The following is a 13209-nucleotide window of genomic DNA, read 5'->3' on the forward strand; positions in this document are numbered from 1 at the left end:
CGGCACCGTCGCCAGCGCGGTCCCAGCGGCCTAATGAACCTTGATCGCGTCCAGCGGCAAACGGAGTTCGGCGGCACGCTCTTCGCGATCTTTCTTGCGGAACTCGTTTTCCTTACGCTCGAACTTGCTCAGCTCCTCCCGCGCCGCCTCGAGCAGCGGAGTGCGCCGGGCCGTATCGTGATGCGTGTTGTTCGTCATGACTGAAGTCCCCAGAGTTGCGGTCTCGTCCAAGAGGCTATCCAGGAGAAGGCCGCAGACCGCGAAAGGTTCGGTGCCGGACGATTGCGGAATTCTGACGGCGCACAGCGCATCCGTCTTTGATGCGCGTCAAGCAGCCAAAATCGCAAAAGAACATATTGCGAACCTAGAACAAATAGGGTACACTGTTTTTATCGCCGCGCCACCTCGCCAATCGTTTGTCCCTCACGCGAATCCTCGTCATAAGGAGCACGACCCGATGTCCACCACTGCCCTGCGTATCGTCGAAGGATCCTCCATGGACAAGAGTAAAGCTCTCGCCGCCGCGCTCTCCCAGATCGAGCGTCAGTTCGGCAAGGGCTCGGTGATGAAGCTCGGCAAGAACGACCGTTCGATGGATGTCGAGGCGGTCTCTTCGGGCTCGTTGGGGCTCGATATCGCGCTCGGGATCGGCGGCCTGCCGAAGGGGCGCGTCGTGGAGATCTACGGGCCGGAATCCTCGGGCAAGACCACGCTGGCGCTGCACACGGTGGCGGAAGGGCAGAAGAAGGGCGGCATCTGCGCCTTTATCGACGCCGAGCACGCGCTCGACCCGGTCTATGCGCGCAAGCTGGGCGTCAATATCGACGAACTCCTGATCTCCCAGCCGGACACCGGCGAGCAGGCGCTGGAAATCTGCGACACGCTGGTGCGCTCCGGCGCGGTCGACGTGCTGGTGATCGATTCGGTCGCGGCGCTGGTGCCGAAGGCCGAGCTCGAGGGCGAGATGGGCGATGCGCTGCCGGGTCTGCAGGCGCGTCTGATGAGCCAGGCGCTGCGCAAGCTGACTGCGTCCATCAACAAGTCCAATACGATGGTGATCTTCATCAACCAGATCCGCATGAAGATCGGCGTGATGTACGGCTCGCCCGAAACGACTACCGGCGGCAATGCGCTGAAATTCTATGCCTCCGTCCGCCTCGACATCCGCCGCATCGGCGCGATCAAGGAGCGCGACGAAGTGGTCGGCAACACCACGCGCGTCAAGGTCGTCAAGAACAAGCTGGCGCCGCCGTTCAAGCAGGTCGAGTTCGACATCATGTACGGCGAGGGCGTCTCCAAGATGGGCGAGATCCTCGATCTCGGCGTCAAGGCCGGCATCGTCGAAAAATCCGGCGCCTGGTTCTCCTATGACAGCCAGCGTCTTGGCCAGGGCCGCGAGAATTCGAAAGCGTTCCTGAAGGCTAACCCCGACATCACCGCCAAGATCGAGACCTCGATCCGCCAGAACTCCGGCCTGATCGCCGAGCAGATTCTGGCCGGCAGCCCCGAGCGTGACGCCGACGGCGAGGAGCCGGCGGACGAGTAAGCTTCAACAGTAAAGTTTTTCGCGAGGAGCGGGCGCTGAGGACGTTGAGTTGCCGACGTCTTCAGCGCCTGTTTCGTTTGGCGTGGGGGCACCGGGTGGTGCGATGAAGCGTCTGATCTTGACCAGTTCGTCCGGAGGCCAGCTCGCACGATCCGGGTTGGCGGAGCTTGTCATCTCATCCTCGTTTCACTTTGAGTGGGGACCGCTGCCCTCGCCCGAGAAGCTCGCAGCCTATTTCGCGCCGCGTTCGGCGAATCTCGGGCCTGGTGATCATTGGTCTGATTGGGGCATCCGGTGGCCCAAGAGCATCAAGGATCGCAAAGACTTGTCCCTTGCGGACTTCTGCGAGCAATATGACGTGGTTGAACTTTGGTTCGACCCAGCTCCCCGGGATCAATTGCAGCTCGTCTGCCTGCTGGACCACCTCAGCTCCTGCTCCTCGCTGGTGCCAAAGCTTCGACTTCGACTTGTCTGATCCGAGCTGACGACAGCACACGGTGAGGATCTCGCTGCGTCCGAGCCGCACATTCATGCCGTGCCTGTTAGAGCCCAGGAGTTCGAGACTGCCCGGTTGGCGTGGTCGGCCTACCACGCGATGACCCCTGAGGCGTGCGTCGATCTCCTTCACCAGGATCTCAGTGCATTGCTGATGCTGCGCCCGGCCTTGCTCGATCTCTTGGCAGAACTGCCGTCGCCTTTCACGGGTCTCGGTGCGACCGAGATGCGATTTCTGGAGCTCCTTGCCAGAGGGTTTGCAAACACGAATGCGTTGTTTCACCTGCGCTCGCAACGGCGCACATATGTGTTCGGAGAATTTGAGTTGGGTTCGTTCCTCGAGGGGCTCGCGCTCGGCCCCAAGCCCGTAGTGGCCGGGTTGGGCGACGAACTGCGCACGATCGATCGCGAAAATTTAAGAGCTCGGCACGAGGTCTATCTCCGCAGCCGGTTGTCGTTGACCGAGTTCGGCAGGGCGGTCCTGGCCCATCAGGAAGATTTCAGTCGCCACAATCCGATCGACCGCTGGTGGGGCGGCACGCACCTGACCAATGATCGGCTGTGGCGTTACGGTAATGTTTTGACGAAGCCTTGAGGCCACGGCATGACGCGGCTCATTGTCACGACCGACTCGTCCATCGCCGGCGCTATTCAACAGGCGGACCTTGCCGACCTCGTGATTGCCATCGAGCGCCGGCTGGTCTGGGGACCGTTGCCAGCCGATGCAGAGCTGGACGCATTCTTTGCGCCGCGTACGACACAGCCCCGCGGGCTTCACTGGCTCGACGATACGCCGTCCTGGCGTCTCGAGGAATCAGGCGTGAAGGATCGAGGACTGATTGAACTGCTCGCGGAATATGACTCGGTCGAGTTTTGGCGAGGGCCGGAGCCAAATGCGCAATTGATCCTGCTCTGGCTGCTCGATCATTGGGGCCGCCAACACGATGCAAATCCCGACTTTGTCGTGCGCTCCCTGTTCTTGGGTGTCAGGGATGTCGACCCACCGCGAAGCGAACTCTACCCGCCGGCTGTTGCGATCACACCTCGTCAACTCAAATCGGCCAAGCGTGCATGGCGGGCCTATCGTGCGTTGGCCCCGCAAAGGTGGCGGGATCTCTTCAAGACCGATTTGAGCTGGCTGCCACACCTCGCCCATCATGTGAGGGCTCTCCTCAACGAACTTCCGCGCCCCGCCTCAGGCCTTGGAGCCACGGAAGCGCGAATACTCCAGCTCATCGCGCGAGGCGGCATGCAGCCTTTCGATGTCTTTCCGGGCCATCAGAAGTGCAACGAGCTGGATGTGTATGGTTATTGGGAAGTTGGAGCGCTGCTCGCGGTGCGAGAGGCCGGCCGTGGCGGGACTGGATGAAGGTCTGTTTTCAATAGAGATGCACGACGATTCAAGTCGCTTCGATCGGTACAAGCGGTCGCAATTGTCGCTGACCGAGTTCGGCAAGGCGGTGCTGGGAGGCGACCAGAATTTTCGCCGGCACAACCGGATTGATCGCTGGTGGGGCGGCACTCACCTGACCAACGAGCGTCTCTGGCGGTGGGACGCCGAGGCCCGCTCGTTGGTTGCGCCCTAAATGCGTGTTCCGTGCCGGAGGGTGGGTCAGCGAAGTGTAGCCCACCTCTTCCATTTCGCCAGAGACAGAAGTGGTGGGTTACGCCAGCGACTGCGCTTCGCGCAGCCGGTGGCTAACCCACCCTACAAAACGGTTACTCCGCCGCCTCCGCGTAATCGCTCACGGGCGGGCACGAGCACACCAGATTGCGGTCGCCATAGACGTTGTCGACGCGCCCCACCGGGCTCCAGTATTTGTCGGTGCGCGAGGTGCCTGCGGGGAAGCAGCCCTCGGCGCGGGTGTAGGCGCGCTTCCAATCGTCGTCCGCGATGTCATGCACGGTGTGTGGGGCATGACGCAGCGGCGACGCCTCGATCTTGAAGCGGTCTGCTTCGACCTCGGCGATTTCCTTCCGGATCGCGATCATGGCATCGCAGAAGCGATCCAGCTCCGCCTTGGATTCCGACTCGGTCGGCTCGATCATCAGCGTGCCCGGCACCGGAAAACTCATGGTGGGCGCATGGAAGCCGTAATCGATCAGGCGCTTGGCGATGTCGTCGACGGTGACGCCTGAGGTCGCCTTCAGCGCGCGGGGATCGACGATACACTCGTGCGCGACGTGGCCCTTTTCGTTCTTGTAGAGAACCGGGAAGTGCGCATCGAGCCTTGCTGCGACGTAGTTGGCGTTGAGGATCGCGATCTCGGTGGCGCGCTTGAGGCCTTCGCCGCCCATCATCAGAATGTAGATGTAGGAGATGGTGAGGATCGAAGCCGAGCCGAACGGCGCGGCCGAGACCGGCCCCACGGGCGCTTTCCCATCCGTCGCGGGATGACCGGGCAGGAACGGCTTAAGGTGCGCCTTGACGCCGATCGGGCCCATGCCCGGGCCGCCGCCGCCATGCGGAATGCAGAAGGTCTTGTGCAGATTGAGATGGCTGACATCGGCGCCGTAGTCGCCGGGCCTGCTCAGGCCGACCTGCGCGTTGAGGTTGGCGCCGTCGAGATAAACCTGGCCGCCATGGCCATGCACGATGTCGCAGATCTCGCGAATGTGCTCCTCGAACACGCCATGGGTCGAGGGATAGGTGATCATGACCGCGGCGAGGTCGTTCGAATGCTTCTCGGCCTTGGCGCGGAGATCATTGACGTCGACGTCGCCGTTCTTCTCGCAGGCGACCACCACCACGTCCATGCCGACCATCGCGGCCGAGGCCGGGTTGGTGCCGTGCGCGGAGGAGGGGATCAGGCAGATCTTGCGATGCGTCTCGCCACGCGCCGCGTGATAGCCGCGGATCGCGAGCAGCCCGGCATATTCGCCTTGCGCGCCCGAGTTCGGCTGCAGCGAGATCGCGTCATAGCCGGTGATGTCGCACAGCCATTTTTCCAGCCGCGCGAACAGCGCGTAGTAGCCCTTCGCCTGCTCAGGCGGGGCGAACGGATGCAGGCTGCCGAATTCCGGCCAGGTCAGCGGCATCATCTCGGTGGTCGCGTTCAGCTTCATGGTGCACGAGCCGAGCGGGATCATCGCGCGGTCGAGCGCGAGGTCGCGGTCGCTGAGCTTGCGCATGTAGCGCAGCATCTCGGTCTCCGAGCGATGCGCATGGAAAACGGGGTGGGTGAGGAAAGAGGTCGCGCGCTTGAGCGCCTCCGGCAGCGCCTCGCGCGTGGTGGCGTCGATCTCGGCGTATGCAAGCTGCCCGCCGAAGGCGCGCCAGACTGCTTCCACTGTCGCTGGCGTGGTGGTCTCGTCGAGCGCGATGCGCAGAGCGCTCTCACCAATACCGAGATTAATCTTCTCGGCAGAGGCGCGCGCGACGATCTCGGCGCGTTTGCCACCTGCATCCACGCTGAGCGTGTCGAAGAAACTGTCGGACTGCAGCGCAAAGCCGAGCTTGCGCAGGCCGGCCGCCAGCACCGCGGCGCGGCGATGCACATTGCGCGCGATCTGCGAAAGGCCTTCGGGGCCGTGATAGACCGCATACATCGAGGCGATCACGGCGAGCAGCACCTGCGCGGTGCAGATGTTGGAGGTCGCCTTCTCGCGGCGGATGTGCTGCTCGCGGGTCTGCAGCGCGAGGCGATAGGCCGGCATTCCGCGCGAATCCACGGAGAGGCCGACGATGCGGCCGGGTAGCGAACGCTTGAGCGCATCGCGCACCGCCATGTAGGCCGCGTGCGGCCCGCCATAACCCATCGGCACGCCAAAACGTTGCGCCGAGCCGATGGCGATGTCCGCGCCGAGCTCGCCGGGCGAGGCGAGCAGTGTCAGCGCCAGCAGATCGGCGGCGATGATCGCGAGCGCGCCCTTGGCCTTCAGGCTGGCGATCGTGGGCCTGAGGTCGCGCACAGCGCCCGACGTTCCCGGATATTGCAGCAGCGCGCCAAGCACGTCCGTCTTGTCGAGATCGGTGAGGGGATCGCCGACGACCAGGGTCCAGCCCAGGGGCTCCGCGCGGGTGCGCATCACGGCGAGCGTCTGTGGATGCACGTCCTTGTCGACGAAGAAGGCCTTTGCTTCGACCCGTGAGTGCCGCTCCGCGAGCGCCATCGCTTCGGCGGCAGCCGTGGCTTCGTCGAGCAGCGAGGCGTTGGCGACGTCGAGCCCGGTGAGGTCGCAGATCATGGTCTGGAAGTTGAGCAGCGCCTCCAGCCGGCCCTGGCTGATCTCGGGCTGGTAGGGCGTGTAGGCCGTGTACCAGGCCGGGTTCTCCAAGATGTTGCGCTGGATCACCGCGGGCAAGATCGTGCCGGAATAGCCCTGGCCGATCAGCGAGGTGAAGACCTGGTTCTGGGCGGCGAGTTCGGCCATATGCGAGATCGCCTCGGTCTCGCTCAGGGGCTTGCCGAGATCGAGTGGAGTCGTCTGCCGGATCGAGGCCGGCAGCGTCTGCGCCATCAGCGCGTCGACGCTGTTTGCGCCGACGGCCTCGAGCATCGCGGTGACGTCGCGCGCGGAGGGGCCGATGTGGCGGCGAACGAAGCTGGTGGTATCGCCATTGGATTTGCGGTGCGCGGTCATCATGGGTCCTCGCTCTAGGTCATCTGTCGTCGTCATCGTCCGCGAAGGCGGACGATCCAGTACGCCGCGGCTTCTCGGTTCAATCCGTGCTGCCGGTGGCTACTGGATGCCCCGCCTTCGCGGGGCATGACGATCGATTGGGTCTGCATCATCTCACGCCGTGTGGGCCTTGTACGCCGCTTCGTCCATGAGACCGCCGAGCTCGCTCTTGTCAGCAATCTTGATCTTGAAGAACCAGGCCGCGCCTTGCGCATCCGAGTTCACCAGCGCGGGCTCGCTCGCAAGCTCGGGGTTGGTCTCGAGCACCTCGCCGCTAACAGGCGCGTAGACATCCGAGGCGGCCTTGACGGACTCCACGACGGCGGCGGGTTCCGCCTTCTTCAGCGTGCGGCCGAGCTTGGGCAATTCGACGAACACGACATCGCCGAGCTGCGACTGCGCGTAGTCGGTGATCCCGACGGTGGCGACATCGCCGTCGATCGCGAGCCATTCGTGGTCGGAAGTGTACAGCGTCGTGGTCATTTTCTCAGTCCTCAGCGTTTGTAGGTGTTTTTCACGAAGGGCATGGCGGCGATTTGCACGGCCAGGCGTTGGCCGCGCACCTCGGCGAAGAGTTTTGTGTCGATCGCGCTCGATGCTGTCGGCACATAGCCCATCGCGACCGGCGCATTCAGGCTCGGGCCGAAACCGCCCGAGGTGACCTTTCCGATCGGCTCGGCGGAGGTCGCATCCGCAAACAGCAGCGCGCCTTCGCGCACCGGCGCGCGGCCCTCGGTGCGCAGGCCGACGCGGCGGCGGGATGCGCCATGGTCGAAATGGGCGAGAATCTTTGCCGCGCCGGGGAAGCCCCCGGCACGCGCGCCGCCGGTGCGGCGGCTCTTCTGCACCGACCATTCCAGTGCGGCCTCGACCGGCGTGGTCGCGGTGTCGATGTCGTGGCCGTAAAGACAAAGCCCGGCCTCGAGCCGCAGGCTGTCACGGGCGCCGAGCCCGATCGGCATGACGTCCGGATTGTCCAGCAGGGCCCTGGCGAGCCGTTTGGCATCGCCGGCAGGAACCGAAATCTCAAAGCCGTCCTCGCCGGTATAGCCTGAGCGCGAGACGAAGCAGTCGAGGCCGGCAACCCTGTGCGGGCCGGAATCCATGAATTTCATGGCGGGTGCTTCTGCACACAATTTCGCCAGCGCCGATTCCGCCTTCGGCCCCTGCAGCGCGATCAGCGCGCGGTCAGTCAGCTGCTCGATGACGCAATCGTCCGAGAGATTCGCGCGCAGATGCGCCTCGTCCTCGGCCTTGCAGGCGGCGTTGACGACCAGGAAGAGGTGATCGCCGAAATTGGCGACCATCAGATCGTCCAGAATCCCGCCCTCGGCATTGGTGAACTGGGCGTAGCGCTGCCGGCCCGGCGCGATCGCCAAGATATCCTGCGGCACCAGCCGTTCCAGCGCGCGGGCGGCGTCCTCGACCTTGCCGGATTTCGGCCTGAGTGCGATCTGGCCCATGTGGGACACATCGAACAGGCCGGCTGCGTTGCGGGTATGAAGGTGCTCCTTCAGGACTCCGGCCAAATATTGCACGGGCATGTCATAGCCCGCGAACGGCACCATCTTGCCGCCGAGCGAGACATGAAGATCGTAAAGGGGGGTACGTTTCAGAGAATCTTCGTCGTCACGTGCAAGCATCGGGGGGCCCTCGGCGGTTCCCCGGGAACGATTTCCCGTGGACACCAGTCGAAGCCCCATCTGTCGCTGTGCCTGAGAGTATTATCCCGTCGGCGGACGCTGTCCGAACCTACCCTTTAAAAGGTCTTGGCCCGTCGGCGCCTCTTTCCAGATGCTGTCAAAGCCACGCGGTCCTTTTGCCTGAGAGTTTCCGGGGCGGTTGCTCCTTCGGCGCCGGCTACCATTGCCGGTCTCTCCCGACGTGGCCGTACGATACAGATAGGTAAAGACCACAGGCCGGCCAAGCCTGTCAACGCGGCATCGGCGGCTTTCCAACGGATTACGCGACTGCGGCAACGCCTTGATCTGGCTGCACAGTTTCTGGACAGCGAAGCTGGCCTTGTCTAAAAGCGCATTGGCCCGCAGATATCAGCCCAAACTTGCGGTTTGGATGGCTGGAAGGCGGGTGCAAGCACACCCGATTGGATGAACATGAGCGGCGTCAACGAGATCAGGTCGACCTTTCTGAATTTCTTTGCCGAGAACGGCCACGAGATCGTGTCGTCCTCGCCATTGGTGCCGCGCAACGATCCGACGTTGATGTTCACCAATGCCGGCATGGTGCAGTTCAAGAACGTCTTCACCGGCGTCGAGAAGCGGCCCTATCAGCGCGCCACCACCTCGCAGAAATGCGTGCGCGCCGGCGGCAAGCACAATGACCTCGACAATGTCGGCTACACCGCGCGCCATCTCACCTTCTTCGAGATGCTCGGCAACTTCTCCTTCGGCGACTATTTCAAGGAGCGCGCGATCGAGCTGGCCTGGACGCTGATCACGAAGGAATTCGGGCTCAAGAAAGACAAGCTGCTCGTCACGGTCTACCACACCGACGACGAGGCGGCCGGGCTGTGGAAGAAGATCGCGGGCTTCTCCGAGGACCGCATCATCCGCATCCCGACCTCGGACAATTTCTGGGCGATGGGCGACACCGGGCCGTGCGGGCCGTGCTCGGAGATCTTCATCGATCGCGGCGAGCACATCTGGGGCGGGCCTCCGGGCTCGCCTGAGGAGGATGGCGATCGCTTCCTCGAATTCTGGAATCTCGTCTTCATGCAGTATGAGCAGGTCACGAAGGAGGAGCGCGTGGCGCTGCCGCGTCCCTCGATCGACACCGGCATGGGGCTGGAGCGCATGGCCTGCATCATGCAGGGCGTCGACAGCGTGTTCGAGACCGACCTGTTCCGTCATTTGATCGACGCGACCGCGTCGGCTCTGGGAAGCGGACCGGACGAGAAGACCGTGGCCTCGTTCCGCGTCATCGCCGACCATCTGCGTTCGTCGGCCTTCCTCGTCGCCGACGGCGTGCTGCCCTCGAACGAGGGCCGCGGCTATGTGCTGCGCCGGATCATGCGCCGCGCGATGCGCCATGCGCAGCTGCTCGGTGCGCAAGAGCCGCTGATGCATCGGCTGGTCTGGGCGCTGGTGCGCGAGATGGGCCAGGCCTATCCGGATTTGATGCGCGCGGAAAACCTGATCGAGGAAACGCTGCGGCTGGAAGAAACCCGCTTCCGCAAGACGCTGACGCGCGGCCTCGCCATTCTCGACGAGAAGAGCGCGTCCTTGAAGAAGGGCGACATGTTCGACGGCGACGTCGCCTTCACGCTGTACGACACCTACGGCTTCCCACTCGATTTGACGCAGGACGCGCTGAAGTCGCGCGGCATCAGCGTCGATCAGGCCTCCTTCACTGACGCGATGGAGCGTCAGAAGGCCAAGGCGCGCGAGTCCTGGAAGGGGTCTGGCGAAGCGGCTTCCGAGGCGATCTGGTTCCCGCTGCGTGAGAAGCTGGGCGCAACCGAATTCCTGGGTTACGAGACCGAGACTGCCGAAGGCGTGGTGACTGCGCTGGTCAAGGACGGCAAGGAAGCCACGAGCCTCAAGGCCGGCGAGACGGGCGCGATCGTGCTGAACCAGACGCCGTTCTACGCGGAGTCCGGCGGCCAGGTCGGCGACACCGGCGTATTGACCGGCGAGGGCGGCATCAAGTTCCGCGTCACCGACACCCAGAAGAAGCTCGGTGATTTCTTCGTTCACGTCGGCACATTGGAGAGCGGCGAGCTGAAGCTCGGCACCGCGCTGCAGCTCGAAGTGGATCACGGCAGGCGCTTTTCGATCCGCGCGCATCATTCGGCGACCCATCTCATCCACGAGGCGCTGCGCCAGGTGCTCGGCGACCACATCGCCCAGCGCGGCTCGATGGTCGCGCCGGATCGTTTACGTTTTGACTTCGTGCATCCGAAGCCGATCACGGCGGAAGAGCTCGCGCGCGTCGAGGACATCGCCAACGAGGTGGTGCTGGAGAATGACGAAGTCTCGACCCGCGTCATGGGCGTGGACGAGGCCCGTGAGGCCGGCGCACGCGCCCTGTTCGGCGAGAAATATGGCGACGAGGTTCGCGTCGTCTCGATGGGCCGGACCGCGCGCGAGCGCGGCGCCAACGCACCCGGCTGGTCGGTCGAACTTTGCGGCGGCACGCATGTCAGGCGGACCGGCGACATCGGGCTGATCACGCTGACGGGCGAGAGCGCGGTCGCCTCCGGCGTGCGCCGCATCGAGGCTTTAACCGGCAACTACGCGCGAAAACACGCCAACGACACCATGGCGCTGGCGAAGACCGCGGCCCACGAGCTGCGCACCTCGATCGACGACGTCCCGGCGCGCATTGCCGCTCTGATGGAGGAGCGCAAGAAGCTCGAGCGCGAACTCTCCGACGCCCGCAAGAAGCTGGCGATGGGCGGCGGTGCAGCTTCGAGCAACGGCGCGGCCTCAGGTGTGCGCGAAATCGGCGACGTCAAGCTGATGGCGCGCGCGGTCGAGGGCATCGAGATGAAGGATCTCAAGAGCCTTGCCGACGACGGCAAGAAGCAGATCGGCTCCGGCGTCGTCGCTATCGTCGGCGTCACCGAGGATGGCAAGGCCGGCGTCGTGGTCGGCGTCACCGCGGACCTCACTTCGCGTTTCAATGCGGTCAATCTGGTGAAGGTCGCCTCCGAAGCGCTCGGCGGCAAGGGCGGCGGCGGGCGGCCCGACATGGCGCAGGCCGGCGGCCCTGATGGCACCAATGCGGCCGCGGCGCTCACGGCGATCGAAAAAGCCATGGCTGAACAAAAATCGGCCGGCGCGTAAGCAGGTGCGCCCCGTTCCGCGAGGACGTGGCTCAACTGATCCCAATCTGAGGGATCGCCTCTACGAATTGCTGGAGCACGATCCGCTGGCCTACTCGGTCGGGTCGCGCTTCATCCAGCTGATCATTGGCGTCATCGTGCTCGACGTGATCGCGATGATCCTTGCCTCGGTGCCGGAGCTGGACGCGCAATTCGGCGCGCTGTTCGCGGCCATCACCATCCTGTCCGGGATCGTGTTCGCGCTGGAATATGCGGCGCGGCTGTGGACGGTGGCGGGCCATACCCAGCGCCCGGCGTCCGCGCTGTCCGACCGGCTCGGCTATGTCTTCTCCGCACTCGGCATCATCGATCTGCTCGCGTTCCTGCCGGCTGCGGTCGTGCTCGCTACGGGCCGGCATGCGACGCTGGCAGCGCTCGGCGTGCTGCCGTTCTTCAAGCTGGTGCGCTACTCGCCGGCGATGCGCTCGCTGCTCGCGGCCGTGCACGCCGAGCGGCGGGCGCTGATCGGCTGCATCGTCATCCTGATCGGCGCGGTTCTGACGTTTGCCTCGCTGCTCTACGCCATCGAGCGCGACGTGCAGCCGGACAAGCTCGGCACCATTCCGCAGGCGATGTGGTGGGCGATCGTGACGCTCGGCACCGTCGGCTACGGCGACGTCGTGCCGGTGACGGCGCTCGGTAAATTCATCTCCGTCTTCACCATCATCAGCGGCTTTGCCATGATCGCGCTGCCGGTCGCGATCATCTCGACCGCCTTTGCGGAAGAGCTGAAGCGGCGCGACTTCGTGGTCACCTGGGGCATGCTGGCGCGGGTGCCGCTGTTCTCGCATCTCAGCGCATCCGAGATCGCCGACATCATGCGGCTGCTGCGGGCGCGCACGATCGAGCAGGGCGAGATCCTGGTGCGGCGGGGCGATGCGGCCTCGTCGATGTATTTCATCACCGCCGGCGAGGTCGAGATCGCGCTGCCGAACCAGCAGGTGCGGCTCGCGGATGGCACGTTCTTCGGCGAGATCGCGCTGCTGCATAAGACAAAACGCAGCGGCACGGTGACGGCGACACGCAAGACCCGGCTGCTGGTGCTCGACGCCCAGGACTTTCACGCCTTGATCGAACGCATGCCGACGCTCGCCGCGCACGTCCACAAGACGGCAAAGGCGCGGCTGGAGGGCAGCGGCGACCTTGCAGTGGCGGAGCTGGCGCAGGTGGAGCGCGACGGCACCGACCGCTGAGGGCTCAGCCCTTCTTCAGGAAGACGTAGTCGGCCGAATAGGGCGCGCTCTTGAAGTCGCCGGCCTTGTCGCACGCGCCGTCGAGCTTGCCGCCATGGGTGTTGATGCGCTGAACCGTGGTAACGGGCGTGAGGACGCCGCTGCCGCGGTGGGCGGTCACTTCCAGCTTCAGCCAGGGAATGTCGGCGGCAGTGGTACCCGGCGCATTGCCGGCGGCCTTGGCGGCCACGGCGCTGCCGTCGGCATGCTCCCAGTTCGGTCCGGCATAGTGCCGGCCGATCGTCTTGCCCTCGGCGAGCAGGGTGGCGATCGGTTCACGAAAAGCCCAGGCGAGCTTGCCGTCGGTGCCGGCCTTGCATTCATAGACCTGCGCGCCCTCGGCGTGGACGCTGAGCACGATGCTCTCGCCGGGCGCGGCGATGGCGTCGGGAAGCGGGTCGGCGGCCACAGCCGGTCCAGCGAGCAGCAACAGGCAGGGGACGGCAAGCTTGATCGACATGGTCGCA

12 protein-coding genes and 1 riboswitch are annotated in these 13209 nt (G+C 64.5%); of the genes, 7 read left to right on the forward strand and 5 right to left on the reverse strand.

All coding sequences use genetic code 11. The features are described from left to right. Positions 1-30: 30 nt before the first annotated feature. Positions 31-198 carry a hypothetical protein gene (locus ACIPUD_RS18085; protein ID WP_018456375.1) on the reverse strand — a complete coding sequence of 56 codons (168 nt, stop codon included), beginning with the start codon at positions 196-198 and terminating at the stop codon, positions 31-33. A gap of 259 nt (positions 199-457) precedes the next feature. On the opposite strand from ACIPUD_RS18085, the gene recA reads away from it, so the two are divergent. From recA to ACIPUD_RS18110, 5 genes are all read left to right on the forward strand, one after another. Further along, a complete protein-coding gene (recA, locus tag ACIPUD_RS18090) occupies positions 458-1546 on the forward strand; it encodes a recombinase RecA (RefSeq protein ID WP_026233157.1) in 1089 nt (362 codons plus the stop codon). 103 nt (positions 1547-1649) lie between these two features. Next, positions 1650-2021: a hypothetical protein gene (locus ACIPUD_RS18095; RefSeq protein WP_446481258.1), complete on the forward strand. Its 372-nt coding sequence runs from the start codon at positions 1650-1652 to the stop codon at positions 2019-2021. A 96-nt stretch (positions 2022-2117) separates the two neighbouring features. After that, positions 2118-2636: a hypothetical protein gene (locus tag ACIPUD_RS18100; RefSeq protein ID WP_446481259.1), complete on the forward strand. Its 519-nt coding sequence runs from the start codon at positions 2118-2120 to the stop codon at positions 2634-2636. A 9-nt stretch (positions 2637-2645) separates the two neighbouring features. Then, positions 2646-3410, forward strand: a complete 765-nt coding sequence (locus ACIPUD_RS18105) for a hypothetical protein (protein ID WP_446481260.1) — start codon at positions 2646-2648, stop codon at positions 3408-3410. After that, the gene (locus tag ACIPUD_RS18110; protein ID WP_446481261.1) at positions 3394-3627 is read left to right on the forward strand and encodes a hypothetical protein; all 234 of its coding nucleotides are present in this window, start codon (positions 3394-3396) and stop codon (positions 3625-3627) included. Before ACIPUD_RS18105 ends, ACIPUD_RS18110 begins: the two co-directional genes overlap by 17 nt. Before the next feature lie 133 nt (positions 3628-3760). Here ACIPUD_RS18110 and gcvP read toward each other — a convergent pair whose 3' ends face one another. The 3 genes from gcvP to gcvT form a co-directional block, all read right to left on the reverse strand. Then, positions 3761-6625 (reverse strand): aminomethyl-transferring glycine dehydrogenase, encoded by a 2865-nt coding sequence (gcvP, locus tag ACIPUD_RS18115; protein ID WP_446481364.1) that lies wholly within the window; start codon positions 6623-6625, stop codon positions 3761-3763. 153 nt (positions 6626-6778) lie between these two features. Continuing rightward, positions 6779-7147: a glycine cleavage system protein GcvH gene (gene gcvH / locus ACIPUD_RS18120; protein ID WP_446481262.1), complete on the reverse strand. Its 369-nt coding sequence runs from the start codon at positions 7145-7147 to the stop codon at positions 6779-6781. 11 nt (positions 7148-7158) lie between these two features. Further along, positions 7159-8307 carry a glycine cleavage system aminomethyltransferase GcvT gene (gene gcvT / locus ACIPUD_RS18125; protein ID WP_446481263.1) on the reverse strand — a complete coding sequence of 383 codons (1149 nt, stop codon included), beginning with the start codon at positions 8305-8307 and terminating at the stop codon, positions 7159-7161. 159 nt (positions 8308-8466) lie between these two features. Continuing rightward, positions 8467-8556: riboswitch (glycine riboswitch) on the reverse strand. A gap of 222 nt (positions 8557-8778) precedes the next feature. Here gcvT and alaS point away from each other — a divergent pair. Further along, positions 8779-11472, forward strand: coding sequence for an alanine--tRNA ligase (alaS, locus tag ACIPUD_RS18130; protein WP_446481264.1), 2694 nt, complete (start codon positions 8779-8781; stop codon positions 11470-11472). A gap of 4 nt (positions 11473-11476) precedes the next feature. Continuing rightward, positions 11477-12703, forward strand: coding sequence for a cyclic nucleotide-gated ion channel (locus ACIPUD_RS18135; RefSeq protein ID WP_446481265.1), 1227 nt, complete (start codon positions 11477-11479; stop codon positions 12701-12703). Between the two features lie 4 nt (positions 12704-12707). Here ACIPUD_RS18135 and ACIPUD_RS18140 read toward each other — a convergent pair whose 3' ends face one another. Next, the gene (locus ACIPUD_RS18140) at positions 12708-13202 is read right to left on the reverse strand and encodes a DUF3455 domain-containing protein (protein WP_247337317.1); all 495 of its coding nucleotides are present in this window, start codon (positions 13200-13202) and stop codon (positions 12708-12710) included. Positions 13203-13209: the final 7 nt, after the last annotated feature.

The sequence above is a fragment of the Bradyrhizobium sp. CAR08 genome (assembly GCF_052871955.1).

Coding starts and splice junctions, on each gene's coding strand:
- ACIPUD_RS18085 (WP_018456375.1), bottom strand. CDS start 198: ATGACGAACAACACGCATCACGATACGGCCCGGCGCACTCCGCTGCTC.
- recA (WP_026233157.1), top strand. CDS start 458: ATGTCCACCACTGCCCTGCGTATCGTCGAAGGATCCTCCATGGACAAG.
- ACIPUD_RS18095 (WP_446481258.1), top strand. CDS start 1,650: ATGAAGCGTCTGATCTTGACCAGTTCGTCCGGAGGCCAGCTCGCACGA.
- ACIPUD_RS18105 (WP_446481260.1), top strand. CDS start 2,646: ATGACGCGGCTCATTGTCACGACCGACTCGTCCATCGCCGGCGCTATT.
- gcvP (WP_446481364.1), bottom strand. CDS start 6,625: ATGACCGCGCACCGCAAATCCAATGGCGATACCACCAGCTTCGTTCGC.
- gcvH (WP_446481262.1), bottom strand. CDS start 7,147: ATGACCACGACGCTGTACACTTCCGACCACGAATGGCTCGCGATCGAC.
- gcvT (WP_446481263.1), bottom strand. CDS start 8,307: ATGCTTGCACGTGACGACGAAGATTCTCTGAAACGTACCCCCCTTTAC.
- alaS (WP_446481264.1), top strand. CDS start 8,779: ATGAGCGGCGTCAACGAGATCAGGTCGACCTTTCTGAATTTCTTTGCC.
- ACIPUD_RS18140 (WP_247337317.1), bottom strand. CDS start 13,202: ATGTCGATCAAGCTTGCCGTCCCCTGCCTGTTGCTGCTCGCTGGACCG.